The 25043-nt window shown below is 72.9% G+C and carries 24 protein-coding genes; 8 read left to right on the forward strand and 16 right to left on the reverse strand.

All coding sequences use genetic code 11. The features are described from left to right. Positions 1–122 precede the first annotated feature (122 nt). From pstB to mshD, 11 genes are all read right to left on the reverse strand, one after another. Positions 123–899: a phosphate ABC transporter ATP-binding protein PstB gene (gene pstB, locus ACFVQZ_RS06250; RefSeq protein ID WP_030495505.1), complete on the reverse strand. Its 777-nt coding sequence runs from the start codon at positions 897–899 to the stop codon at positions 123–125. Positions 900–927: 28 nt separating this feature from the next. After that, positions 928–2001, reverse strand: a complete 1074-nt coding sequence (pstA, locus tag ACFVQZ_RS06255; RefSeq protein ID WP_030495506.1) for a phosphate ABC transporter permease PstA — start codon at positions 1999–2001, stop codon at positions 928–930. Then, a complete protein-coding gene (gene pstC, locus ACFVQZ_RS06260; RefSeq protein WP_030495507.1) occupies positions 1998–2981 on the reverse strand; it encodes a phosphate ABC transporter permease subunit PstC in 984 nt (327 codons plus the stop codon). Before pstC ends, pstA begins: the two co-directional genes overlap by 4 nt. Positions 2982–3092: 111 nt before the next feature. Continuing rightward, positions 3093–4232, reverse strand: a complete 1140-nt coding sequence (gene pstS, locus ACFVQZ_RS06265) for a phosphate ABC transporter substrate-binding protein PstS (protein WP_030495508.1) — start codon at positions 4230–4232, stop codon at positions 3093–3095. A gap of 254 nt (positions 4233–4486) precedes the next feature. Then, positions 4487–4930, reverse strand: coding sequence for an NUDIX hydrolase (locus tag ACFVQZ_RS06270; protein ID WP_036415170.1), 444 nt, complete (start codon positions 4928–4930; stop codon positions 4487–4489). Continuing rightward, entirely contained in the window at positions 4927–5928 is a 1002-nt protein-coding gene (locus ACFVQZ_RS06275; protein WP_051787964.1) for a CHAD domain-containing protein, read from the reverse strand. Before ACFVQZ_RS06275 ends, ACFVQZ_RS06270 begins: the two co-directional genes overlap by 4 nt. After that, entirely contained in the window at positions 5915–8158 is a 2244-nt protein-coding gene (locus tag ACFVQZ_RS06280; protein ID WP_030495511.1) for an RNA degradosome polyphosphate kinase, read from the reverse strand. Before ACFVQZ_RS06280 ends, ACFVQZ_RS06275 begins: the two co-directional genes overlap by 14 nt. Positions 8159–8403: 245 nt before the next feature. After that, positions 8404–9351, reverse strand: a complete 948-nt coding sequence (locus ACFVQZ_RS06285) for an ABC transporter permease (protein ID WP_383620042.1) — start codon at positions 9349–9351, stop codon at positions 8404–8406. Beyond that, positions 9348–10190, reverse strand: coding sequence for an ATP-binding cassette domain-containing protein (locus ACFVQZ_RS06290; RefSeq protein ID WP_383620045.1), 843 nt, complete (start codon positions 10188–10190; stop codon positions 9348–9350). The genes ACFVQZ_RS06285 and ACFVQZ_RS06290 overlap by 4 nt, the downstream gene beginning before the upstream one ends. Next, positions 10187–10579: a GntR family transcriptional regulator gene (locus ACFVQZ_RS06295; protein ID WP_383620047.1), complete on the reverse strand. Its 393-nt coding sequence runs from the start codon at positions 10577–10579 to the stop codon at positions 10187–10189. Before ACFVQZ_RS06295 ends, ACFVQZ_RS06290 begins: the two co-directional genes overlap by 4 nt. Before the next feature lie 123 nt (positions 10580–10702). Continuing rightward, positions 10703–11632 (reverse strand): mycothiol synthase, encoded by a 930-nt coding sequence (gene mshD, locus ACFVQZ_RS06300; RefSeq protein WP_030495515.1) that lies wholly within the window; start codon positions 11630–11632, stop codon positions 10703–10705. A gap of 163 nt (positions 11633–11795) precedes the next feature. Here mshD and ACFVQZ_RS06305 point away from each other — a divergent pair, with 163 nt between their 5' ends. Together ACFVQZ_RS06305 and ACFVQZ_RS06310 are read left to right on the forward strand one after the other, a co-directional pair. Further along, entirely contained in the window at positions 11796–13613 is a 1818-nt protein-coding gene (locus ACFVQZ_RS06305; protein WP_383620051.1) for a bifunctional metallophosphatase/5'-nucleotidase, read from the forward strand. Between the two features lie 113 nt (positions 13614–13726). Continuing rightward, complete coding sequence (locus tag ACFVQZ_RS06310; protein WP_383620054.1) at positions 13727–14587, forward strand: phosphatidylinositol-specific phospholipase C; 861 nt, start codon at positions 13727–13729, stop codon at positions 14585–14587. Positions 14588–14599: 12 nt separating this feature from the next. On the opposite strand, the gene ACFVQZ_RS06315 is transcribed toward ACFVQZ_RS06310, so the two are convergent. The 5 genes from ACFVQZ_RS06315 to ACFVQZ_RS06335 form a co-directional block, all read right to left on the reverse strand. Continuing rightward, positions 14600–16039, reverse strand: coding sequence for a sensor histidine kinase (locus ACFVQZ_RS06315; protein ID WP_383620057.1), 1440 nt, complete (start codon positions 16037–16039; stop codon positions 14600–14602). Next, positions 16036–16767 (reverse strand): response regulator transcription factor, encoded by a 732-nt coding sequence (locus tag ACFVQZ_RS06320; protein ID WP_383620060.1) that lies wholly within the window; start codon positions 16765–16767, stop codon positions 16036–16038. The genes ACFVQZ_RS06315 and ACFVQZ_RS06320 overlap by 4 nt, the downstream gene beginning before the upstream one ends. Before the next feature lie 20 nt (positions 16768–16787). After that, positions 16788–17870: a trypsin-like peptidase domain-containing protein gene (locus tag ACFVQZ_RS06325; RefSeq protein ID WP_030495520.1), complete on the reverse strand. Its 1083-nt coding sequence runs from the start codon at positions 17868–17870 to the stop codon at positions 16788–16790. A 114-nt stretch (positions 17871–17984) separates the two neighbouring features. Then, positions 17985–19007, reverse strand: a complete 1023-nt coding sequence (locus tag ACFVQZ_RS06330; protein WP_030495521.1) for a LacI family DNA-binding transcriptional regulator — start codon at positions 19005–19007, stop codon at positions 17985–17987. 105 nt (positions 19008–19112) lie between these two features. Beyond that, on the reverse strand, positions 19113–19961 hold the full coding sequence (locus ACFVQZ_RS06335; protein ID WP_383620064.1) for a response regulator transcription factor: 849 nt from the start codon (positions 19959–19961) through the stop codon (positions 19113–19115). A 260-nt stretch (positions 19962–20221) separates the two neighbouring features. Between ACFVQZ_RS06335 and ACFVQZ_RS06340 the strand changes: the two genes are divergently transcribed. From ACFVQZ_RS06340 to ACFVQZ_RS06365, 6 genes are all read left to right on the forward strand, one after another. Continuing rightward, the gene (locus tag ACFVQZ_RS06340; protein WP_383620067.1) at positions 20222–21028 is read left to right on the forward strand and encodes an alpha/beta hydrolase family protein; all 807 of its coding nucleotides are present in this window, start codon (positions 20222–20224) and stop codon (positions 21026–21028) included. A gap of 45 nt (positions 21029–21073) precedes the next feature. Further along, positions 21074–21328: a MoaD/ThiS family protein gene (locus tag ACFVQZ_RS06345; RefSeq protein ID WP_030495524.1), complete on the forward strand. Its 255-nt coding sequence runs from the start codon at positions 21074–21076 to the stop codon at positions 21326–21328. 10 nt (positions 21329–21338) lie between these two features. Beyond that, the gene (locus ACFVQZ_RS06350; protein ID WP_383620070.1) at positions 21339–22559 is read left to right on the forward strand and encodes a hypothetical protein; all 1221 of its coding nucleotides are present in this window, start codon (positions 21339–21341) and stop codon (positions 22557–22559) included. A 124-nt stretch (positions 22560–22683) separates the two neighbouring features. Next, positions 22684–23370 carry a DUF2993 domain-containing protein gene (locus ACFVQZ_RS06355; protein WP_030495526.1) on the forward strand — a complete coding sequence of 229 codons (687 nt, stop codon included), beginning with the start codon at positions 22684–22686 and terminating at the stop codon, positions 23368–23370. Positions 23371–23798: 428 nt separating this feature from the next. Further along, on the forward strand, positions 23799–24644 hold the full coding sequence (locus ACFVQZ_RS06360) for a sulfurtransferase (RefSeq protein WP_030495527.1): 846 nt from the start codon (positions 23799–23801) through the stop codon (positions 24642–24644). Positions 24645–24677: 33 nt separating this feature from the next. Then, positions 24678–24968 (forward strand): DUF1416 domain-containing protein, encoded by a 291-nt coding sequence (locus tag ACFVQZ_RS06365; RefSeq protein ID WP_030495528.1) that lies wholly within the window; start codon positions 24678–24680, stop codon positions 24966–24968. Positions 24969–25043: the final 75 nt, after the last annotated feature.

Below are 25043 nucleotides of genomic sequence, written 5' to 3' on the forward strand. Positions count from 1 at the left end.
GACACCCCCCGGGGGGGCGCGGGGCCTTTGCGGGGGGGGGTGCCCCCGCAATCCCCCCCCGCAGCGGCGTTCCCCCGGCCGGGGGCGGGGGGGGGCCCGCGCCCACGGGCGGGACGTCCTGGTTATCCGAAGCGGCCGGAGATGTAGTCCTCGGTCGCCTGGACGCTCGGGTTGGAGAAGATGCGCTCGGTGTCGTCCAGCTCGATGAGCTTGCCGGGCTGGCCGACCGCCGCCAGGTTGAAGAAGGCGGTGCGGTCCGAGACGCGGGCGGCCTGCTGCATGTTGTGCGTCACGATGACGATCGTGAAGCGCTCCTTGAGCTCGCCGATCAGGTCCTCGATCGCGAGGGTCGAGATCGGGTCGAGGGCCGAGCAGGGCTCGTCCATCAGCAGGACGTCCGGCTCGACCGCGATGGCGCGGGCGATGCACAGGCGCTGCTGCTGGCCGCCGGAGAGGCCGGAGCCCGGCTTGTTGAGGCGGTCCTTGACCTCGTTCCACAGGTTCGCGCCCTTGAGGGAGCGCTCCACGATGTCGGCGAGCTCGGCCTTCTTGTACGAGCCGTTCAGCCGCAGGCCCGCCGCCACGTTGTCGAAGATCGACATGGTGGGGAAGGGGTTGGGGCGCTGGAACACCATGCCGACGGTGCGGCGGACCGCGACCGGGTCGACACCGGAGCCGTACAGGTTCTCGTCGTCCAGCATCACCTTGCCCTCGACGCGGCCGCCGGGGGTGACCTCGTGCATGCGGTTCAGGGTGCGCAGGAAGGTGGACTTGCCGCAGCCGGAGGGGCCGATGAAGGCCGTCACCGAGCGGGGCTCGACGGTCATGGAGATGTCGTCGATCGCCTTGTGGTTGCCGTAGTAGGCGGAGAGGCCGCTGACGTCGATTCGCTTGGCCATATCAATCACTACTTCCAGTGTGCCGCGGTCAGCGGCCGGTCTTCGGGGCCTTCCAGCGGGCGATGCCGCGGGCCACCAGGTTGAGGATCATGACGAAGGCGATCAGGACGAGCGCGGCGGCCCAGGCGCGGGCCACGGCGGCGTCGGTGCCGACCTGGTACTGCTCGTACACGTAGAGCGGCAGGGAGGACTGGGCGCCTTCGAAGGGGTTCGGGTTGATGAGCTTCGTACCGAACACGAGGAGCAGGACGGGGGCCGTCTCACCGGTGATGCGGGCGACCGCGAGCATGACGCCCGTGGTGATGCCGCCGATCGCGGTGGGCAGGACCACCTTCAGGATCGTCCGCCACTTGGGGACACCGAGGGCGAGGCTGGCCTCGCGGAGCTCGTTCGGGACGAGCTTGAGCATCTCCTCGGTGGAGCGGACGACGACCGGCATCATCAGGATGGCGAGGGCCATCGCGCCGGCGAACCCGGAGGGGCCGAAGTCCAGCATCAGGGTCCAGGTGGACAGGATGAACAGGCCGGCGACGATCGACGGGATGCCCGTCATGACGTCGACGAAGAAGGTGACGGCCCTGGCGAGCTTCCCGGTGCCGTACTCGACCAGGTAGACCGCGGTGAGCAGGCCGATCGGCGCGGCGATCAGGGTCGCGATGGCGACCTGCTCGATGGTGCCGAGGAGGGCGTGGTAGACACCGCCGCCGGCCTCGGCGTCGAGGACGCCGTTCATCGAGTGGGTGAGGAAGTACATGTCGAGCACTTCCACGCCCTTGCTGATCGTGACCCAGGCGAGGGACAGCAGCGGGACGACGGCGAGGATGAAGCAGACCCAGACGAGGCTGGTGGCGACGCGGTCCTTGGCCTGGCGGGAGCCTTCCACCTTGGAGGTGAGGGCGTAGGTGGCCAGGACGAAGAGGAGCGCGGAGATCAGGCCCCACTGCACCTTGCTGTGCCAGCCGGCGGCGACGCCGATGCCGGCGCCCGCGGCGATGGAGCCGGCCGCGACGGCGAGCGGCGTCCAGCGCGGGAGGCGGGCGTGGGAGAGGGAGCGGCGGGGCTGGGAGAACGCGACGGGGCGTTCCTGGACGGCGTGGCTCATGCGTTGGCCCCCGAGTACTCCTTGCGGCGGGCGATGATCATGCGCGCGGCGCCGTTGACCAGCAGGGTGATGACGAAGAGGACGAGGCCGGAGGCGATCAGGGCGTCGCGGCCGTACTCGTCGGCCTCGTTGAACTTGGCGGCGATGTTCTGGGCGAAGGTGCCGCCGCCGGGGTCGAGGAGGTGACCGGAGAGCAGGAAGCTGGGGGAGAGGACCACGGCGACGGCCATGGTCTCGCCGAGCGCGCGGCCGAGGCCGAGCATGGAGGCCGAGATGATGCCGGAGCGGCCGAAGGGCAGCACCGCCATGCGGATGACCTCCCAGCGCGTGGCGCCGAGGGCGAGGGCGGCCTCCTCGTGCATCTTCGGGGCCTGGAGGAAGACCTCGCGGGTCACGTTGGTGATGATCGGGAGGATCATGATCGCCAGCAGGATGCCCACGGTGAAGAGGTTGCGGGCGACGCCGTCGGACGACTTGTCGAAGATGTACGTCCAGCCGAAGTACTGGTCGAGCCACTTGTTGAGGCCGTCCAGGTACGGGACGAGGAAGATCGCGCCCCAGAGGCCGTAGATGATGCTGGGCACGGCGGCGAGCAGGTCGACGACGTACGCGAGCGGCTTGGCCAGCCGGCGCGGGGCGTAGTGGGAGATGAAGAGCGCGATGCCGATCGCGACCGGCACGGCGATGACCATGGCGATGACCGAGGAGACGATCGTGCCGAAGGCCAGGACGGCGATGCCGAAGACCGGCGGGTTGCCGGCCGGGTTCCACTCGAAGGTGGTGAAGAAGTTGCCCTCGTCCTTCGAGATGGCGAGGACGGACCGGTAGGTCAGGAAGACCGCGATCGCGGCCATGATCACGAGCAGGGTGATGCCGGAGCCCTTGGAGAGGCCGCTGAAGATGCGGTCTCCGGGGCGGGCCGCGCCCTTGGCGCGCCTGCTCCTGTTCTTGTCTATGGCGGGTGGTGTGGTGGTAACCATCGGTTTCTCCGGTCTGCGGAGCCGTACGGCGTACGGGCTCCTGGCGGCGGTGCACCGGATGCCGGGGGCGGCCTCCTCCACGGGAGGTGAGGGGCCGCCCCCGGCCGGGGGTCAGGACAGGGTCGGGACGATCGCGCGGACCTTGGCCGCGATCTCGGCCGGCATGGGGGCGTAGTCGGCGTCGGCGAGGACCTTCTGGCCCTCCTCGCTGATGGCGTAGTTGAGGAACGCCTTCAGGGTCGGCAGGGTCTCCGCCTTGTTGCCCTTGTCGCAGGCGATCTCGTAGGTGACGAGGACCAGCGGGTAGGCGCCCTCGGCCTTGGTGGCGTAGTCGAGGGAGAGGGCCACGTCGTTGCCGGTGCCCTTGACCTTGGCGGCGGCGATGGCCTTGGAGGCGTTCTCCGTGGTGGCGGCGACCGGGGCGGCGGCGCCGGTGTTGATGCTGACCGTGGAGATCTTGTTGGCGGTCGCGTAGGAGAGCTCGAAGTAGCCGATGGAGCCCTCGGCGTCCTTGACCGCGGTGGCGACACCGGAGGAGCCGTTGGCGGCCTGGCCGCCCTGGGCGGGCCACGACTTCGACTTCGGGTCGTGCTTCCAGTCGGCCGCGGCGGCGGTCGAGAGGTACTTGCCCAGGTTCTGGGTGGTGCCGGACTCGTCCGAGCGGTGGAAGGCCTGGATGGTGCTGTCCGGGAGCTTGGCGCCCGGGTTCAGCTTGGCGATCGCCGGGTCGTTCCACTTGGTGATCTTGTTGTCGAAGATCTTGGCGATCGTGGAGGCGTCCAGGACGAGGTTGTCGACGCCCTCCAGCTTGTAGCCGATGGCGATGGGGCCGCCGACCATGGGCAGGTTGATGCCGGTGCCGCCCTTGCAGATCTTCTTGGACTCGGCGACCTCTTCGTCCTTCAGGGCGGAGTCGGAGCCGGCGAAGGCGACCTGGCCCTGGTTGAACTTGGTGATGCCGCCGCCGGAGCCGATGCTCTGGTAGTTGACCTCGACACCCTCACAGGCGGCCTGGAAGTTCTTGACCCAGAGGTCCATGGCGTTCTTCTGCGCGCTGGAGCCCGCGGCGAGCAGCTGGCCCTTGGCGCCGTCGCACTTGATGTTCGACGCGGCGGCCGACGTCTTCTCGCCGCCGCCCTTGGTCGGCTCGCTGTTGTTGTCCGAGCCACACGCCGACAGGACGAGCGCACCGGAGACGACAAGGGCACCGATCGCGGAGGCGCGAAGCCCGTTCTTGCGCGAAAGCTTCACTTTCGGGTGTTCCTTCCAGAAGCCGCCGGGCCCGGACCGGGTGTCCGTTGCGTCGAAGGCGGCGCGTGTCGGATGTGTGGGTGCATCGTCAGGCTCCGTGCACCGCGTAAGGCCGAAATTAGGCAGATCAGGTGAAGCCGCCAACCGTGGAGAGTGAACGCGAGGTGAACCGTGCCGTAAGCCACGGTGCGGCACGGCGCCCGGTGCCGCACCCGTACGCGCCCGGCGGCACGGGGTGACGGAACGGCCGACGACTAGGAGCCGCCGGGCGGCCGGCGGTGCGGGGCGGGGGCCGCCGCGAGGAACGCGTCGAGCAGCTCGCGGTCGCGTGGCTGGGTGAGGGCGGTACGGGCCTCGGCGGGCGGCAGCCAGCGCAGCCGGTCCACCTCCCGGCCCGGCACGAAGGCGCCGCGGAGGGCGCGGGCCGCCCAGTAGGCGACCTCCTTCGGGCGTCCGTCGACCGCGTACCGGACGGTGGGCAGCCGGGCGCCGAGCGCGCAGTGGTGCCCGGTCTCCTCCAGGACCTCCCGCACCGCGCACGCCTCGGCGCTCTCGCCGGGCTTCCGCTTGCCCTTCGGGTGGGACCAGTCGTCGTACTTCGGCCGGTGCACGAGCGCGATCTCCAGGGAGCCGCCGCCCGCCGCCGGGCGCCAGAGGACGCAGCCGGCGGCGAGGACGGGAGGCGCGGCGGAGGTCACGGGACCGGGACGGCGGCGGTGTGCCAGGCGTTCTGGAAGGCGAAGCGGGCGGCCTCGACCTCGTGCCGCTGGTCGGCGTGGAGGACGCCCAGGGCGTACGCGGTGGCGGGGGCGATCCGGGGGGTGCGGGCCGCGGCAGCCGCGGCGGCGGCGGCCTCGGCGGCGTCCCGGTGCCGGTCGAGGGCCCGGGCCGCCTCGTACAGCAGGGCGTCCGGCTCGCGGCCGAGGGCCGTCACCTCGGTCGCGTACCGGTGCAGCCGCAGCAGCAGCCGGGTGTGGTGCCAGGGCGCGTCCTGGTTCTCGCCGGCGGCCAGCGCCAGCGCCTCCGCGTTGTACGGGTGCGCGGCCCGGGTCAGCGGCAGCGCCTCCACCGCGTCGAGGAGGCGGCGGCGGGCGACCGCCGCGGACGCGTCGAGGACCTCCAGGGCGGGCGCGGAGCCGGCCGGGCCGAGCGGCACCTCGGAGGCGAGCAGGGCGACGGCGTCGGCGAGCGCGTGGAAGCGGGACGAGCCGAGGGCCTGGAGGGCGGCCGAGTGGGCCCGGGTCCTGGCCAGGGTCAGCTGCCGTTCCAGCAGGGCGCCGGCCCGGGCGGCGCCGACGGTGAGCCCGGCGCTCTCCGAGCCGCGGGCGGCCGGCACCGGGCCGCTGCCGCCCGCCAGCCGGTTGAGCGCGTCCATCAGCCGCACCAGCCGGGCGGTGGCGGCCTGCTCCTGCGCGAGCGTCCCGGACAGCCAGGCCAGCTCGGTCCGGAGCTGGTCGGCCCAGGCCGGGTCGAGGAGCGCCCGGTAGGTGTGCAGGCTGCCGCTGATCCGGCGCGCCGCCGCCCGCAGGGTGGCGGCGGCCTCCTCCGCTCCGGACGTGTCCGCGCCGCTCTCGCCGTGCTGCCGCAGGCCGCGGAGGAAGTCTGCGGCCCGGGCGTGCAGGTAGGGAGCCAGGACCTCTCCCGCGGTCACGTCCTTCGCGGACGGTGTGGACTGCGTGGGGTCAAGGTTGTGCACGCCGGCGCCTCCGCGCGTCGATGAGCATCTCCTGCACGTGCCGCAGCGGCTTGCCCTCGGGGTCGGTCGCGTGGCGCGTCCAGTTCCCGTCCGGGCCGAGGTGCCAGGAGGAGGTCGTGTCGGACATCCCGGTCTCCAGGAGCCGGGTGAGGGCCGCCCGGTGGGCGGGGTCGGAGACCCGGACCAGGGCTTCGATGCGCCGGTCCAGGTTGCGGTGCATCATGTCGGCGCTGCCGAGCCACACCTCGGGCTCGCCGCCGTTGCCGAAGGCGAAGACCCGGGAGTGCTCCAGGAAGCGGCCGAGGACGGAGCGGACCCGGATGTTCTCGGAGAGGCCGGGGACGCCGGGCCGGACGGCGCAGATGCCGCGGACCCAGACATCGACCGGGACGCCGGCCTGCGAGGCCCGGTAGCAGGCGTCGATGACGGCCTCGTCGACCATCGAGTTGACCTTGATCTTCACGTACGCGGGCCGGCCCGCCCGGTGGTGCGCGATCTCCTTGGTGATCCGCGAGACCAGGCCGTCGCGGAGCGACTTCGGGGCGGTCAGCAGGCGCCGGTACGTCTCGCGGCGGGAGTAGCCGGAGAGCCGGTTGAACAGGTCGGACAGGTCCGCGCCGACCTGCGGGTCGGCGGTCAGCAGGCCCAGGTCCTCGTACAGCCGGGCCGTCTTCGGGTGGTAGTTGCCGGTGCCGACGTGCGAGTAGCGGCGCAGCAGCTCGCCCTCCTGGCGCACCACCAGGGACAGCTTGCAGTGGGTCTTGAGGCCGACGAGGCCGTAGACGACGTGGCAGCCGGCCTCCTCCAGCTTCCGCGCCCACTTGATGTTGGCCTGCTCGTCGAAGCGGGCCTTGATCTCGACGAGGACGAGGACCTGCTTGCCGGACTCGGCGGCGTCGATGAGGGCGTCGACTATCGGGGAGTCGCCGGAGGTCCGGTACAGCGTCTGCTTGATCGCGAGGACGTCGGGGTCGGCCGCCGCCTGCTCCAGGAACGCCTGCACGGACGTGGAGAAGGAGTCGTACGGGTGGTGCAGCAGCACGTCCCGCTCGCGCAGCGCCGCGAAGATGTCGGGCGCGGACGCCGACTCGACCTCGGCGAGGTCCCGGTGGGTGCCGGCGACGAACTTCGGGTACTTGAGCTCGGGCCGGTCCTGCGAGGCGATCCCGAACAGGCCGGTCAGGTCGAGCGGGCCGGGCAGCGGGTACACCTCGGCGTCGGAGATCTTCAGCTCGCGGACCAGCAGGTCGAGCACGTACGGGTCGATGGACTCCTCGACCTCCAGGCGCACCGGCGGGCCGAAGCGGCGCCGCATGAGCTCCTTCTCCAGGGCCATGAGCAGGTTCTCGGCGTCGTCCTCCTCGACCTCCAGGTCCTCGTTCCGCGTCACCCGGAACATGTGGTGCGCCAGCACCTCCATGCCGGGGAACAGCTCCTCCAGGTGCGCCGCGATGACGTCCTCCAGCGGCACGTACCGCTGCGGGGACGCCTCCAGGAAGCGGGACAGCAGCGGCGGCACCTTCACGCGGGCGAAGTGGCGGTGGCCGCTGACCGGGTTGCGGACGACGACGGCCAGGTTGAGGGAGAGGCCGGAGATGTACGGGAAGGGGTGCGCCGGGTCCACGGCGAGCGGGGTGAGGACGGGGAAGATCTGCTGGCGGAAGAGGGTGAAGAGGCGGGCCTGCTCCTTCTCCGTGAGGTCCGGCCAGCGCATCAGGTGGATGCCCTCGTCGGCCAGCGCGGGGGCCACGTCCTGCTGGTAGCAGGCGGCGTGCCGGGCCATCAGCTCGCGCGAGCGGGTCCAGATGAGGTCGAGGACCTCGCGGGGCTGGAGGCCGGAGGCGGAGCGGGTGGCGACGCCGGTGGCGATGCGGCGCTTGAGGCCGGCGACCCGCACCATGAAGAACTCGTCGAGGTTCGAGGCGAAGATCGCGAGGAAGTTGGCGCGTTCGAGGAGCGGGGTCGCCGGGTCCTCGGCGAGTTCCAGGACCCGCTCGTTGAAGGCGAGCCAGCTGCGCTCGCGGTCGAGGAAGCGGCCCTGCGGCAGTTCGGCGGAGGCGTCCTCGTCGCCTTCGTACGCGTCGATCTCGGAGTCGAGGTCGGGTTCGATGTCGCTTCCGGCCCCGCCGTTCACGGCGAGCGGGCGGTGCGCCGCTATGGAACCCAGGGACGGCTGCGGGGACGCGGTGGCGGAGGTCTGGACCGGGACCTCGGCGGGCTGCTGGCTCATGGACCCATTCTTCCGCGCGAACGGGTCCTCGGGCGCGTCGGAGCGGGCCGTGGGGGAGGGCAGTCTCCCCTTGGGAAGTCTTCCGCCGGGCAGTCCCCCGCCGGACGTGATCACGGATCGCTTCATTGCGTGAGCGTCGCAAGCGCGTCTGAATGGCGGGTGACGACGACATGTCGTGCGGGAATCGGGGGCGGGGCCTGTCACGGGCCCCGGCCCCCGGGTTCACCCGGACGGGTGAAGGGCTGCTAGGGGTGGCGGGCGCGGAGCACCCGGAAGGCGGCGAAGGCCGCGAGGATGGCGAGGGCGAGGACGATGCCGGTCTCGATGAGCTGGGTGGGGAGGACGTGGGAGACGGGGTGGTAGTCGAGGTACTGGGCGGTGACGGGTTCGTCGGGGCGGCAGCGACCCCCGGCGCCCTCTTCGTAGCAGAACCAGCCGTTCAGGCGCCTGCCGTCGGCGGTGAGCAGACCCTGGTCCATGATCCGTCCGCCGTCCGGCACCATCAGCGTCGAGGCGCCCTCCACCGCCTCCCCGGTCATCGTGACCGGCGTCAGGAAGGTCCACCGGACGGAGTCCAGGACGAGCATGACGACGCCGGTGACGAGGCCGGCGGCGGACATCGCGACCAGCGTGCGGCGGATCAGCAGTCCGGCGAGCGCGCCGACGGCGACGCCGAGCAGCGTGTACGCGGCGAGGACGGTGCCGAGGACCAGGAACGGCCCGGCGTCGTGGCGCAGGAAGCTGTACGAGTCGCTGACCCGGGCCCAGCCGAGGGCGTACGCACCGGTCAGGAGCACGACGGCGGCGAGCCCGGTCGCGGTGGCGAAGCCCAGCTTGGTGCGCAGCCAGGCGGTGGGGGTCACCGACTGGGTGAGGGAGAGCTGGTACGTCCCCGACTCGTACTCGCGCGCCAGCATCGGCCCGGCGACGAAGAGCGCGACGGCGAAGGGGACGGCGAACACGCCGTCGGAGAGGGACCGCATGGCGCCGCGCAGCCAGTGGTACCCGCGGTTGTACTCGTCGCGGATCCAGGAGCCGTCCTCGGTGGGCACGTCCGGGTACTGGAGGTCCCACAGCCGCAGGGCGCCGATCACGGCGAGCGTCAGGGCGACGAGACCGGTGGCGAGCCAGAGCGTCCGCCGGTACTGGCGGAGGACCACCCAGGTGGGGCCGGTGGGGGCGAGGGTGCTCATGCGGCGGCTCCTTCGGGGTGGCGGAGGTGGGCGAGGAGGAGTTCCTCCAGGGACGGTTCCGAGGTCTCCCAGGGGCCTTCGACCGGGCCCTGGCGGCGGACCAGCGCGGTGAGCTGACGGCCCGTCGTGCGCGCGTCGACGACCGTGTGCGGGGCGAGGTCGGCGACCGGGCCCCGCAGCAGGGTGTGTGCGGCGATCAGGTCGTCGACGGCGCCGTCGAGGCGGATCCGGCCGCCGGAGAGCAGCAGCAGGTGGTCGCAGGCGCCCTCCAGCTCGGTGAGGATGTGCGACGACATGACGACCGTGGTGCCGCGTTCGGCCGCGTCGGACATCAGCAGGCCCATGAGCTGGTGCCGGGCGAGCGGGTCTAGGTCGGACATCGGCTCGTCCAGCAGCAGGAGTTCCGCGCGCTTGCCGAGCGCGAGGGCGAGGGCGACGCGGGTGCGCTGGCCGCCGGAGAGGTGGTGGACGAGGGTGTCGGAGGAGAAGCCGCCGTCCTCCACGGCCCGGAGCGCGGCGGCGTCGTCCCAGCGGCCGGGGTTGAGCTCGCGGCCCATGCGGAGGGTGTCGGCGACGGTGAGCCGGGGGTGCAGCGGCTTGGCCTGGGCGACGTACGCCAGGTCCTCGCGGGCGGGGGCGGTGATCGTGCCCTCGGTGGGGCGGAGCAGGCCGGCGGCGAGGGCGAGGAGGGTGGACTTGCCGGCGCCGTTGGGGCCGACGAGGGCGCAGATCCGGCCGGCGGGGAGGGCGAGGTCGCATTCCCTCAGGGCCCAGCCGCCCCTCCGTCCGCCGTACTTCTTGCCCAGGAGCTCCGCTCCCAGGGCGATGTCCGTGCTCACTGTTCCTCGTCCCCCTCGAAGTGCTGTGTCAGTACGGCGGTGAAGAGCGCCGCCATGTCCTCGCGGTCCATCCCCGCGGCGCGGGCCCGGCGGGCCCAGGCGTCGAGCTCGCCCCGGAGGGGGGAGTCGGCGGGGGAGGCGGTGCCGAGCGTGGCGCGGACGAAGGTGCCGAGGCCGCGGCGGGCTTCGACGAGACCTTCGCGTTCGAGTTCGCGGTACGCCTTGAGGACCGTGTTCGGGTTGATGGCCGTCGCCTCGACGACCTCGCGTGCGGTGGGCAGTCGGTCGCCCGGCTCCAGGAGGCCCATGCGGAGGGCCTGTTTCGTCTGCTGGACGATCTGGAGGTAGGTGGCGACGCCGCTGCGCCGGTCGATGCGGTAATCCACCACGCCCTTCCACCACCCTTTCACTAATCAAGTAGTGAAAGGGTGGTGCAAAGCAGGGGGTGGTGTCAACCACCCCCTGCGTCTCCTGTGCCCCGGGTGCCCCAACCAGCGCCCGGGTCCACGGAGTTACGACTCCGAGCGGTACATCAGGTCCACCTCGTGGGTCCGGAAGCCCAGCCCCTCGTACACCCGCACCGCCGCCGTGTTGTCCGCGTCGACGTACAGCATCGCCGTCGGCAGGCCCTGCGCCGCGAGGTGCCGCAGGCCGGTCGCCGTGAGCGCCTTGCCGAGGCCGCCGCCCTGCGCCTCCGGCAGGATCCCGACGACGTACACCTCGCCCAGGCGCTCCTCGGCATGCGTCTTCGTCCAGTGGAAGCCGACCAGTTCGCCGTCCCGCTCGGCGAGGAAGAAGCCCTTCGGGTCGAACCACGGCTCGCCGGTCCGGTCGTCCAGGTCGCGCTGGGTCAGCGAGCCCTGCTCGGGGTGGTGGGCGAAGGCGGCGGCGTTGACCGCGAGCCAGGCGGCGTCGTCCTGGCCGGGGACGAAGGTGCGGATCGTGACGCCCTCGGGCAGCACCGGCTCCGGGATGTCCAGCGGCGCCAGCGGGCGGCGCAGCTGGCGCAGTTCGCGGAACAGGGTGAGGCCGAGGACCTGCGCGAGGTGGCGGGCGGACGGCTTCCCGCCGTGCGCCCACACCCGCAGCCGCTTGCCGGAGGCGCCGAGGAGAGTGGTGCCGAGCGCGCGGCCGTGGCCCCGGCCGCGCTGGTCGGGGTGGATGACGAGCTCGGCGGCGGGAGCCTCGACCGGGTCGGTCTCCTCCAGCTGGGCGTAGCCGTACAGGCGCGGACCGACCGTCAGCAGGAAGTGCCGCACGCCCTCGCGGCGGCCGTGGCGGAGATAGAGGCGTCCCTGTTCGGACACGGCGTGCACGCCGTCGGCGCGGTCCGCGGCCGTGAGCAGGTCCATGACCTCCTGGACCTGCTCGGGGCTGAGCTCGTCGTACGTCTGGATCTGCCGTCCCGGTTCGAGGGCCGGCGCAGCGTCGGAGGAAGTCATGGCTCCGAGCCTACGGCGAACCCTCCGTCAGCCGGGGGCAACTGTCTTGTAACCCGCTACCCCCTGTTGCGCTACGCGCGTTGACTCTAGGCTGCGTCCGCGGGGCGGGGGAGACGATCAAAGCCGCGAACCGGGCAAAGGGACAAAGGGGACCACGGGAGAGATGGCAGTGAACGGCAGGAAGAGCAAGACCAAGCGGCGGATTCTGGCCGCCGGGGCCGGGCTGGCGACGATCGGGGCGCTCGTCGCCGCGCTGCCGGCGGGTGCCTCGCAGGACGCCGCCGAGGCCGCCGCGGGCGGCACGAACGGCAAGGGCTGGGGCCGCATGGTCGACGTCCAGCTGCTGTCCTTCAACGACCTGCACGGCAACCTGGAGCCGCCGACCGGCTCCGCGGGCCGGCTCACGCGGCTCAAGGAGGACGGCACCACCGAGACCCTCAACGGCGTCGGCGGCGCCGAGTACCTGGCCACGCACCTGGAGCAGGCCCGCGCGGGCCACCGGTACTCCATCACCGCCGCGGCCGGCGACATGATCGGCGCCTCGCCGCTGCTGTCCGGGCTCTTCCACGACGAGCCGACCGTCGAGGCGCTCAACGAGATGAAGCTCGACGTGAGCGCGGTCGGCAACCACGAGTTCGACGAGGGCGCGCGCGAGCTGGGCCGGATACAGAACGGCGGCTGCCACCCGGTCGAGGGCTGCTTCGAGGAGGGCAAGACCTTCGAGGGCGCGAACTTCCCGTACCTCGCGGCCAACGTGACGGACGAGAAGAGCGGCAAGCCGCTGCTCGACCCGTACTTCGTCTGGGAGAAGGACGGCGTCCGGATCGGCTTCATCGGCGTCACGCTGGAAGGCACGGCGAACATCGTCTCCGCCGAGGGCATCAAGGGCCTGAAGTTCGGCGACGAGGTCGAGACGATCAACAGGTACGCCAAGGTGCTGGAGCGCAAGGGCGTCAAGTCGATCGTCGCCCTGCTCCACGAGGGCGGCATGCCCGCCTCGGGCGCGTACAACTACGACTGCGACACCCCGGGCGCCGGCGCCGGCATCTCCGGTCCGATCGTCGACATCGCCCGGAACGTCACCCCGCAGGTCGACGCCCTGGTCACCGGCCACACCCACCAGGCGTACGCGTGCTCTGTCCCGGACCCGTCGGGCAAGCCGCGCACGGTGACGTCGGCGGCCTCCTTCGGCCGGCTCTACACCGACACGACGCTCACCTACGACCGGCGCACCAAGGACATCGTCCGCACCGCCGTCGCCTCCGCCAACCACGTCGTCACCCGTGACGTGCCGAAGCACGAGCGGATCCGCTCGCTCATCGAGCGCTGGAACGTCCTGGCCGCGCCGATCGCGAACCGCGCCGTCGGCCACATCGCCGAGAGCATCGAGAACCCCACCGACGAGGGCGTGTACGAGAAGCCGCTCGGCAACCTCATCGCCGACGCGCAGCTGGCGGGCATGGCCCCGGCCGACAAGGGCGGCGCCCAGCTCGCGCTGATGAACCCGGGCGGCGTCCGCGCGCCGCTGACGAAGCGGGCCGACGGCGTGGTGACCTACCGCGACGCGTACACGGTCCAGCCGTTCACCAACATGATGACCGTGGTCGACCTGACCGGCGCGCAGCTCATCACGGCGCTCCAGCAGCAGGTCAGCGGCGCCAACCAGGCCGCCCCGAAGATCCTCCAGGTGTCGAAGGGCTTCACCTACACCCTGGACATGACCAAGACGGGCGCGGACCGGATCGTGGTCGGCTCGGTGCGGCTGAACGGTGAGCCGATCGACCCGGCGAAGACCTACCGGGTCGCGATGAACGAGTTCCTGACGGGCGGCGGCGACGGCTTCCCGGTCCTGGCCACCGGCAAGAACAAGCTGGTCGGCGCGTCGGACCTGGACGTCTTCATCGCCTACCTGACGGCCAACTCCTCGGCTGCCGAGCCGCTGAAGGCTCCGGCGACCGGCCGCATCACCGTCGTCAAGTAGGGACGGCGCCTCCCGGAGGGGGTCGCCTCCCGGCCGCACCGGCCGGGAGGCGACCCCCTCCGTCCGTCCGCACCCTGGTGCTCATTGACGCGGACCTGTCACCATCGCGTGTCATGGAGCGACGACGCTTTCTCACCGGGGCCCTCGGGGCCGGAGCCGTCCTGCTCGCCGGCGCCCCGGCCGCGCGGGCCGCCGCCGTCGACACGCGCGCGTGGATGGCCGCGCACGGGGACGGGACCGCGCTCGCGCGGCTCACGATCCCCGGCACGCACGACTCCGGGGCCCGGTTCGGCGGACCCTGGGCGCAGTGCCAGACCACTACGATCGCGCAGCAGCTCGCCAGCGGCGTGCGCTTCCTCGACGTGCGGTGCCGCGTCACCGGCGGGTCCTTCGCCATCCACCACGGCGCCGCCTACCAGAACATGATGTTCGGCGACGTCCTCGCCGCCTGCCGCGACTTCCTCGCCGCCCACCCCTCCGAGACCGTCCTCATGCGGGTCAAGCAGGAGTACTCCGAGGAGTCCGACGCCGTCTTCCGGGCCGTCTTCGACGACTACCTCGACCGGCGCGGCTGGCGCTCCCTCTTCCGGATCGGCGACGGCCTGCCCGCCCTCGGCGAGGCCCGCGGCCGGGTCGTGCTCCTCGCCGACAACGGCGGCCTCCCCGGCCTGCGCTGGGCCGACCCCCGGCACTTCGCCGTCCAGGACGACTGGAACGCGCTGCCCCACGCCAAGTACCCGCAGATCGAGGCCCACTTCCGCGCCGCCGTCGAACGCCCCGGACCGCTGTACGTCAACTTCGTCAGCACCGCTGCCGGGCTGCCGCCCCGCTGGAACGCCGACGCCCTCAACCCGCGCGTCCACGCCTGGCTCGACGGCTCCTGGGCGGCCGGCCGCACCGGCCTCGGCATCGTCCCCCTCGACTTCCCCGCCACCCGCCCGGGCCTCGTCGAGGCCCTGCTCCGGCACAACTGACCGGGCCCGCCGTCACAGCTCCGGCGGAGGAGTCGGGGCGCCCGGGAAGCGCAGGGTCGCGAGGGTGCCGCCGCCCTCCGCGGGGGAGAGCGTCACCGAACCGCCCGTCCGCTTCACCGTACGCGCCACGATCGACAGGCCCAGGCCCGAGCCGGGGAGGCTGCGGGCCGACGGGGAGCGCCAGAAGCGGTCGAAGACGTGCGGGAGTTCGTCGGGCGCGATGCCCGGCCCGTGGTCGCGGACCGTCAGCTCGCCGCGCATCAGCGTCACCTCGACCGTGCCGCGCGGTGGCGAGAACTTGACCGCGTTGTCCAGGACGTTGACCAGGGCCCGCTCCAGCGCGGCCGGTTCCGCGCGGACGTACCAGGGGGCGAGGTCGGTGGTGAAGGTCAGCTCCGGGCCGCGCAGCCGCGCCCGGTCGAGCGCCGAGCGCAGCACGGTGTGCAGCGGCACGACCTCCAGCGGCCCGGGGCGCACCGCGTCGGGCCGGGCCAGCTCCTGGAGGTCGCCGATGAGCGCCGCCAGCTCCGTCATCTGGGCCTTCACGGAGGCCATCAGCGCCCGCCGGTCCTCCGCCGGGAGCGCGCGGCCGGTCTCCTCGCTGCGGGCGAGGAGTTCGATGTTGGTGCGCAGGGAGGTCAGCGGGGTGCGCAGCTCGTGGCCGGCGTCGGCGATCAGCTGCGCCTGCCGGTCGCGGGAGGTCGCGAGCGCGGCGGTCATCTGGTTGAAGGCCCGGGACAGGCGGGCGATCTCGTCCTCGCCGTCGACGGGGATGCGGACGGTCAGGTCCTCCGTGGCGGCGACGTGCTCGACGGCGCCGGTGAGCCGGTGGACCGGCTCCAGACCGGTGCGGGCCACCCACAGGCCGGCCGCGCCCGCGCCGACGACGCCGATGCCGGAGACGAGCAGCAGCACCCAGCCCAGGGTGGACATGGCGTTGTCGGTCTCGTCGAGGGGGCGGGCGACGGTGACGGCGGCGAGCGCGGGGCCGACGCGCTGCGGGTAGGTGTAGGCGCGCATCTCGCGCCCGTCGGCGTCCTTGACGGTGTGGAGGACGTACGCGAGCGTGCCCCGCGCGACGGCCTTGTCGCCCTCGCCGACGGGCAGCGCGGCCCGTCCGGCGGTGCAGGCGCCGCCGGCGGCGTCGATGATCTGGACGGTGAAGGAGCCGGCGAGCGGCGGCGGGTCCTCGCCGCGCCGGCAGAAGCCGAGGAGGCTGGTGACGGCGTCCTCGTCGAGCCGGGTGGTGCGCAGCGCCGCGTCCCGCTCGCTCTCCAGCTGGGCGCGGGTGACGAACCAGCAGGCCGCGGAGACGGCGGCGACGGCGACGGCCACCGCGAAGGCGGTGAGGAGCGCGAGCCGGGACCGCAGCGGCCGGGAGCGGAACCAGGCGAGCGGGCTCCGGCGGGCGGGCGCGTCGGCCGGAGGGGCGGCGGGCGCGGGCGGGGTCATTCGGTGCCGCCTCCGCCGCGCAGCACGTACCCGACCCCGCGCACGGTGTGCACGAGGCGCGGCTCGCCGCCCGCCTCCGTCTTGCGCCGCAGGTACATCACGTACACGTCGAGCGAGTTCGAGCTGGGCTCGAAGTCGAAGCCCCACACGGCCTTGAGGATCTGCTCGCGGGTGAGGACCTGCCGGGGGTGGGCCAGGAACAGCTCCAGGAGCGTGAACTCGGTGCGGGTGAGTTCGACGGGCCGGCCGCCGCGGGTCACCTCGCGGGTCGCCGGGTCCATCCGCAGGTCCTCGAAGGCGAGGACGTCGGACGGCTCGCCGGCGGCCCGCGGGGCGGCGTAGGAGCTGCGGCGCAGCAGGGCGCGGATGCGGGCGAACAGCTCGTCCAGCTCGAACGGCTTCACGAGGTAGTCGTCGGCGCCCGCGTCGAGCCCGGTGACCCGGTCGCCGACGGTGTCGCGGGCGGTCAGCATGAGGATCGGCACGGTCGAGCCGGCGGCCCGGATCCGGCGGGCGGCGGTGAGCCCGTCCATGCGGGGCATCTGCACGTCGAGGACGACGAGGTCGGGGGCGTACGACTCCATGGCGGCGAGCGCGTCGATCCCGTCGACGGCCTCCCGGGTCGCGTACCCCTCGAAGGCGAGGGAGCGCCGCAGGGCCTCCCGTACGGCGGGTTCGTCGTCGACGATGAGGATGCGTTCGGTTGCGTTCGGCTGCCCGCTGCTCATGGGTTCAGCGTCCCACGCGTTCAGCTCCGGCCGCCCGACCGGAGGGCGTCGAGATCGGCCTTGAGGGTGTTCACCGGGATGGCGAATCCGAGGCCGACGCTGCCGGCGCCGGCGCCGTTCGAAGAACTGGGCGCGTACATGGCCGAATTGATGCCGATGATCTCGCCGTTCATATTGATCAGCGCGCCGCCGGAATTCCCCGGGTTGAGGGACGCGTCGGTCTGGATCGCCTTGTACGTGGTCTTCGAACTGCCGGTGTCGCCGTTGAACCGCTGCCCGCCGAACTCGAAGGGCCAGCCCTGCCGGGGGTCCCACCGCGGCGCGTCCTGGGAGCCGCCGTCCGGCTCGTCCTTGGCGACGGTGACGTCCCGGTCGAGGGCGGAGACGATGCCGCTGGTGACGGTGCCGGTGAGGCCCTCGGGGGAGCCGATGGCGACGACCTCGTCGCCGACCTTCACCCGGGAGGAGTCGCCGAGGGTGGCGGGCTTCAGCCCGGAGGCGTCCTTCAGCTTGATGAGGGCGAGGTCCTTGTCGGGGTCGGTGCCGACGACCTCGGCGCGGTGGCTGGTGCCGTCGCTGGTGCGGACGGTGATCTCGGAGGCGCCGGAGATCACGTGGTTGTTGGTGACGACCTCGCCGTCGGCGGTGAGGATCACGCCGGAGCCGGTCGAGGAGCCGGAGGTGGAGTCCGCCGAGATCTCGACGATGGACGGCGAGACGGCCTCGGCGACCCCGGCGACCGTGCCGGCGCTGCCGGCGGAGACGTTGGTGCCGGCCACGGCGGAGGACGCCGCGGTGGTGGCGGGGGTGTCCGCGGTCAGCTGCTGCACGAGGGTCGCGGTGCCGCCGCCGACCGCCGCGGCGGCGATGGCCACGGCCGCCAGCAGGCCGACGCCGCGCTTGGCGCGCTGCCGGGACACGGGACCGGCGGCGGGCGCCGGGACCGCCGCCGCGAAGGGCGGCTCGGCCGGGGGAGGGGTGGGCCCGCCGCCGGACGCGGACGGCCACACGGTGGTGCCCGGCTCGGTGGTGATCGGCCGCGTCGGCTCGTACGGCGGGCGCGGCGGGTAGTACGGCTGCTGGGGCTGCGTGGGTTCCGTCATGCCTCCGACTCTCGGACCGGCGGATGAGAACCGTCTGAGGACCGGCTGAGAAGCCCGACAGAACCCCGTATGCCCGAAATAAAGTCGGGTTCGTCCCTGGGGGCCGGCGGCGCGTCAGCGGCAGCCGCAGGACCGCCGGACCACCAGCGCCGACGGGAACTGCTTCACGCGCTCGCGGCGCGAGCCCGACACCCGGACCGAGTCGTCGAGGACCAGGTCCACGGCCGCCCGGGCCATCGCCGGCCGGTCGGAGAAGACGGTGGTCAGCGGCGGATCGGTGAGCGCCGCCTCCTTCACGTCGTCGAAGCCCGCCACGGCCAGCTCGGTCGGCACGTCGATGCGCAGCTCCCGGGCGGCCCGCAGCACGCCGAACGCCTGGTCGTCGGTGGAGCAGAAGATGGCCGGCGGCCTGTCCGGGCCCGCGAGCAGCTTCAGGGCCACCTGGTAGGCGTCGTACCGGTTGTACGGGGCCTCGAAGAGCCGGCCCTCGGTCTCCCGGCCGGCCTCCTGCATGGCCCGCCGCCAGCCCTCGACGTGGTCCGCGACCGGGTCGCCGACGGCCGGGGTGTCGGCGACGCCGCCGAGGCACGCCACGTACGGGTGGCCGTGCTCCAGGAGGTGCCGGGTGGCGAGCTGGGCGCCGCCGATGTCGTCGGTGACGACGGCCACGTCGTCGATGGCCTCGGGCCGCTCGTGCAGCAGCACGACGCGCGCGTCCCACGCCTCGATCTCGCTCGCGGCCTGCTCGCTCATGCCCTGGCTGACCAGGATCAGCCCGGAGACCCGCATGCCGAGGAAGGCCCGCAGATAGTGGATCTCGCGCTCGGTGCGGTAGTCGGAATTGCCGACCAGGACCATCTTGCCGCGCTCGGCGGCGGCCTGTTCGACCGCGTGCGCCATCTCCGCGAAGAACGGCTGGCGGGCGTCCGGGACGATCATGCCTATGAGGTCGGTGCGGCGGGACGCCATCGCCTGGGCCACCCGGTCGGGCCGGTAGCCCAGCTCCTTGATGGCGGCGAGGACACGCTCGCGCGTGGCCGGGGCGACCGGCCTTGGTCCGTTGTTGATGACGTAACTCACGACCGCGGTCGAAGTACCCGCCAGTCGCGCTACGTCATCCCGCGTCACCTTGGCCACGCGCGGAAGTCTACGCGGGGTGACCTCCCTCCCGGCAGGTCGCCCTGTGGCGTACGCCACGTTGCCGTCCCCCGAACGAGTGGTGACGGCCGTGGCGCCCTTGACTCACGTAGCGGAACGGGACTCCCCGCGGGCACCCTGCCCCGCTTCCGCCCCCTTTGTCTTCGCCGAAGCGCCCGAAGCCGCAGTCGCCGCAGTCCCGGCGGCGGCCTTCGCCGGCTCACGGTCCCGCGCCGGCTCCTGCGGCTCCTTGGCCCGCGCCTCCTCGGCGGCCCGCTCCACCTTCTCCGGCGTCACGAAGCGATAGCCCACGTTCCGCACCGTGCCGATCAGCGACTCGTGCTCCGGGCCGAGCTTCGCCCGCAGCCGCCGCACGTGCACGTCCACCGTCCGGGTGCCGCCGAAGTAGTCGTACCCCCACACCTCCTGGAGCAGCTGCGCCCGCGTGAACACCCGCCCCGGGTGCTGGGCCAGGTACTTCAGCAGCTCGAACTCCTTGAAGGTCAGGTCCAGCACCCGGCCCTTCAGTTTCGCGCTGTACGTGGCCTCGTCCACCGACAGGTCGCCGTTGCGGATCTCCATCGGGGAGTCGTCCGCGACGATCTGCTGCCGGCCCAGCGCCAGCCGCAGCCGTGCCTCGACCTCGGCGGGGCCCGCCGTGTCCAGGAGCACGTCGTCGATGCCCCAGTCGGCGGTGACGGCCGCCAGACCGCCCTCGGTGACCACCAGGACCAGCGGACAGCCCGGCCCGGTCGACCGCAGCAGCTGGCACAGCGAGCGGACCTGCGGCAGGTCGCGCCGCCCGTCCACGAGGATCACGTCCGCGCCCGGCGTGTCCACCAGGGCCGGTCCCTCCGCCGGCGCCACCCGCACGTTGTGCAGCAGCAGACCGAGCGCCGGAAGCACCTCGGTCGACGGCTGCAGGGCATTGGTCAGGAGCAGCAGAGAACTCATCGCGACCCTCCAGCCGTCCGCCCGGCCGCGGCCGGCGGCCCTGCCGGCCCCGTCGGCCTCTTCGGTCGGTCGTGCTTCGTACGCTCGTCCATGACTCGGTTCCTCCTCGGTCCCTGCGAGGACGCCTGCGGTACTGCGGTCTCACGTGCTGCTCCCGCGCCCCGAGAGCTTTTGTTCATCCGTCCGTAACAACGGCCGGAAAACGCAAAAGGACCCGATGGCGACATCGCCCGGATCCTCTGCCCAGGAGAATAGCCCACATGCGTTCCGAGGCAGAGGGCCGATTTCACATCATGGATGTTTTCTCGCTCACTTCCGGACCCCGCCGCGCCATGCTGCGGACCGAGGACGGCGTCCACCTCGAAGCCCTGTACGAACCTTCCCCCGCCAGTGTCGCCGACACCGCCGTCGTCGTCGCGCACGGCTTCACCGGTTCCCTCGACCGGCCCGCCGTCCGCCGTGCCGCCGCCGCCCTCGGCCGGCACGCCGCGGCCGCCGTCACCTTCTCCTTCCGCGGCCACGGCGGCTCCGGCGGCCTGTCCACCCTCGGCGACCGCGAGGTCCTGGACCTCGCCGCCGCCGTCCGCTGGGCCCGCGAACAGGGCCACGCGCGCGTGGCGACCGTCGGCTTCTCCATGGGCGGCTCCGTCGTCCTCCGCCAGGCCGCCCTCGACCGCGGCACCGACGCCGCGCCCGACGCGGTCGCCGCCGTCTCCGCCCCCGCCCGCTGGTACTACCGGGGCACCGCCCCCATGCGCCGCCTCCACTGGGTCGTCACCCGCCCCGCCGGCCGGCTCGTCGGCCGCTACGGGCTCCGCGTCCGCATCGACCACCGCCCCTGGGACCCCGTCCCGCTGTCCCCGGTGGAGGCCGCCGCGCGGATCGCCCCGGTGCCGCTGCTCGTCGTCCACGGCGATCGCGACGCGTACTTCCCCCTCGACCACCCCCGGACGCTCGCCGCCGCCGGCGACGCGGAGCTGTGGCTGGAGCCCGGCATGGGCCACGCGGAGAACGCCGCCGGCGAGGAACTGCTCGACCGGCTCGGCGCCTGGCTCGTGCGCCGATAGCCCATCATGGTGAGCGGCGCGCACACGAACGAAGGGAGCGCCGCTATGGCAGCGGGAACCATCCGCTACTGGGCCGCGGCCAAGGCCGCCGCCGGGGTCGCCGAGGAGCCGTACACCGCCGACACGCTCGCCGAGGCCCTGGACGCGGCCCGCGCGAACCACCCGGGCGAGCTGGTCCGGGTCCTCCAGCGGTGCTCGTTCCTCGTCGACGGCGACCCGGTCGGGACCCGCGGCCATGAGACGGTACGGCTTGCCGAGGGCGGCACGGTCGAGGTGCTCCCCCCGTTCGCAGGAGGGTGAACCCCACAGCATGAGCAACGACCAGCGGTACGGCGGGCAGCCGTACGACCCGGACGGCTACGACCCCTCGGTCACCCAGACCTGGGAGGGCCAGACGTGGGACACCACGTACCAGCCGGCCGTCCGCCCGCAGGAGCAGCCGCCGTACGGCTACGCGTACCCGGAGCAGCACCAGCAGGCCCATCAGGCGTACGCCCCGCAGGGGTACGCGGCCGAGACCCCCGCGGCCCAGGCGTACGCCCCCGAGGCTCACCCCCAGGCGTACGCCCCGGAGCCGTACCCGCAGGCACAGTCGTACCCCCAGGCAGAGGCGTACCCCCCGGCGTACCACCAGCCCCCGCACCCGGAGCCCGTCGTCCCGGAGCACGTCGCCCCGGCGGCCGTGCCCGGGCAGGGCGACGGTGCCGGTGCGGGTGCCGGTGACGGCGCCGACGGGCCCGCCTACTCCGCGCCGACCACCTCCGGCAACCTCCGGATCACCGACGCCCAGCGCGCCCGCGCCGAGGGCCGGTCGCCGATCATCGAGCCCGGGATGCGGCCCGCCCTCCTGACGGCCGTCCTCGGGCTGCTGCTCGCCGGCGGCGCCGCGCTCGGCCCGTACGGGCTGCTGCTGCCGCTGGTCGCGCTCCAGGGCCTCACCGCCGCCGGCTGGTTCCGGCTCAACGGCATGTGGCCCGCCCGGCAGGGCATCGCGCTCGCCTTCCTCGGCGGGCTCGTCGCCGACGCCGCCCTGCTGGCCACCGGCCGCGAGCACGCCGCCCCCGCCCTCCTCGGCACCCTCGGCGTCTGGGTCCTGCTCTGCCTGGTCCTCCAGCTCCGCAGCCACGCCGACCCCGACGAGCGGATGTACGGCCTCATGGCCACCGTCGCCTCGGCCGCGCTCACCGTCCTCGCCGCCGGCCACCTCGGCGCCGAACCGGACGCGGTCGTCGCCGGCTCGGCCGCCGTCGCCGCGACCGTCCTCGCCCGCGCCGTCCCGCTGCCCGGCCCCGTCTCGCTCGTCGTCTCGCTGCTCGCCGCCGCCGGCGCGGGCATCGCCGCCGGCGCCCTGACCGGCATGGGCGCCGCCGGGGCGCTCCTCGGCCTCGCCACGGGCGTCTGCGCCCTCGTCGGGCTGCGCACCGCCAGCTACGACTACCCGTCCCGCTTCGTGCACATGACGGCCGGCGTGGCCCTGCCGCTGACGGCCGCCGCGCCCGCCGTGTACCTTCTCGGCCGCGCCCTGGTCTGAGCGGCGGCCGGACCCGGTCCGGCCGCTCCGTCCGGGGACCCGGGAACCACCCGGCCCTCCGGCACGTCGATCTCCGTGCCGGGGGCCGGCACTACGTCTTTCGGCACATGGGGGAGATTCAGCCATGCGAGCACTGCGGATCCTGCTGGTCGTGGCGGTCGTGCTGGGCGGGATCCTGGTGGGCGGCGACCGGCTCGCCGCCGCCTGGGCGGAGTCGGAGGTCGCCGGGCGCGCCTCGCTGGCCGGGGGGCGTACCGAGTCCGTCGAGGTCGACATCAAGGGCTTCCCGTTCCTGACCCAGGCCGCCGACAAGCGCTTCGGCGAGGTCGAGGTGGTCGCCCGGGGCGTCCACACCCAGGCCGGCGGGAAGCCCGTGCGGATCGGCGAGCTCACCGTCGACCTGCGGGACGTCGTGGTGACCGGCGACTGGACCGGCGCGCGGGCCGGCTCGGCGACCGGGACGGCGCTGATCTCGTACGCGGACCTGGTCGCCGCCTCGCAGCGCGCGACGGCCATGGAGTACGGCGGCCCCGGCAAGGTGAAGGTGACGGGCAGCGCCGAGGTGCTGGGCCGCAAGGTGACCCGTACCGTCGTGTCCTCCGTCACGCTGGTGCGCGGGGACACGGTGAAGGTGCGCGCCGACGAGGTGCCCGGCGAGGGCATCCCGCTGCTGGAGGACATGATCCGCGACCGCACCGACTTCGAGCGCCCGCTCGGCCGCGTCGCCGGGATGCGGGTCACGGCGGTCGAGCCGCGCCCGGAAGGGCTGGCGGTCACGGTGACCGGCCAGGACGTCGCCATCGCGGGCTGAGACCGCGCTTTTCCACATTCTGAGACGACCTCGTCCGGTCCGCAGATGCGGGCGCGCGGACGGGGCTCCGGCGATGCTCCGGAGGCCGTTCGTACCCGTCTCCGATCTCGACATGCGGATGATCGCGTCTCATCATGCGACACGCCGGTGACACGGTCGCCCGTCCGTCCCTACGATCGACCGCATGAAGCGACAGGCGGAACTCACGAAGCGGCGGGCAGTAGACCTGTGCCGCATCGCCGCCATGCTCTGTCGCTCCGTCTGAGCGGGACGCGCTCCGCGCCCGTATTCCCCCGGCCCGCCGGCCCCCGAGGCCCGGGCCGCACCGCGCAGCACGACGCCGTCGGGCGCCCGGCCCCGACGCGCACCCGCACATGCAGCACCACCCCCGCACCGCACCGCCGCACACTGCCCCGGAGGAGAACAGCATGGCTCGCAGCGACGTACTGGTCGACGCCGACTGGGTCGAGGCCAACCTCGACAACCCGGCCGTCGCGATCGTCGAGGTCGACGAGGACACCGCCGCCTACGACAAGAACCACATCCGCAACGCCATCCGGATCGACTGGACCAAGGACCTCCAGGACCCGGTCCGCCGCGACTTCATCGACCAGGAGGGCTTCGAGAAGCTCCTCTCCGCCAAGGGCATCGCCAACGACACCACGGTCGTGCTCTACGGCGGCAACAACAACTGGTTCGCCTCGTACGCCTACTGGTACTTCAAGCTCTACGGCCACCAGGACGTCAAGCTCCTCGACGGCGGCCGCAAGAAGTGGGAGCTCGACTCCCGCGACCTGGTCGACGGCTCCGAGGTCCCGAACCGCCCGGCCACCGAGTACAAGGCCAAGGCCCAGGACGTCTCCATCCGCGCCTTCCGCGACGACGTCGTGGCCGCGATCGGCACCCAGAACCTCGTCGACGTCCGCTCGCCCGACGAGTTCTCCGGCAAGCTGCTCGCCCCCGCCCACCTCCCGCAGGAGCAGTCGCAGCGCCCGGGCCACGTCCCGACCGCCCGCAACATCCCCTGGTCCAAGAACGCCAACGACGACGGCACCTTCAAGTCGGACGACGAGCTCAAGGCCCTCTACGAGGCCGAGCAGGTCGACCTGGCGAAGGACACCGTCGCCTACTGCCGCATCGGTGAGCGCTCCGCGCTGACCTGGTTCGTCCTCCACGAGCTCCTGGAGGTCCCGAACGTCAAGAACTACGACGGCTCGTGGACCGAGTACGGCTCCCTCGTGGGCGTGCCGATCGAGCTCGGCGCCAACAAGTAACCGCCCCCCTCGCGACAGGACAGGACCAGAAACATGTGTGGAGCTCCGATCGGCGGCCCCGACGTCAGCACGCTCAAGCCCGGTGAGACGGCCATCCAGGGCCAGGTGACCAAGGACGGCGAGCCCGTCACCGGTTACGTGCGCCTGCTGGACGCCTCCGGCGAGTTCACGGCCGAGGTCCCCACCTCCGCCACCGGCCAGTTCCGCTTCTACGCGGCCACCGGCGAGTGGACCCTGCGCGCGCTGGTCCCCGGCGCCCAGGCCGACCGCAAGGTCGTCGTCACCGAGACGGGCAGCCTGACGGACGTCGCCATCGCCGTGTGACGCGCGGTGCACAGTCGGCCGGAGGGCCGTGCCTCCTGGGGGGTTGGACGCCATCACCAGGACCTGAGGCACGGC

Source organism: Streptomyces sp. NPDC057854 (assembly GCF_042797055.1).
In the GTDB taxonomy this organism is placed as follows: domain Bacteria; phylum Actinomycetota; class Actinomycetes; order Streptomycetales; family Streptomycetaceae; genus Streptomyces.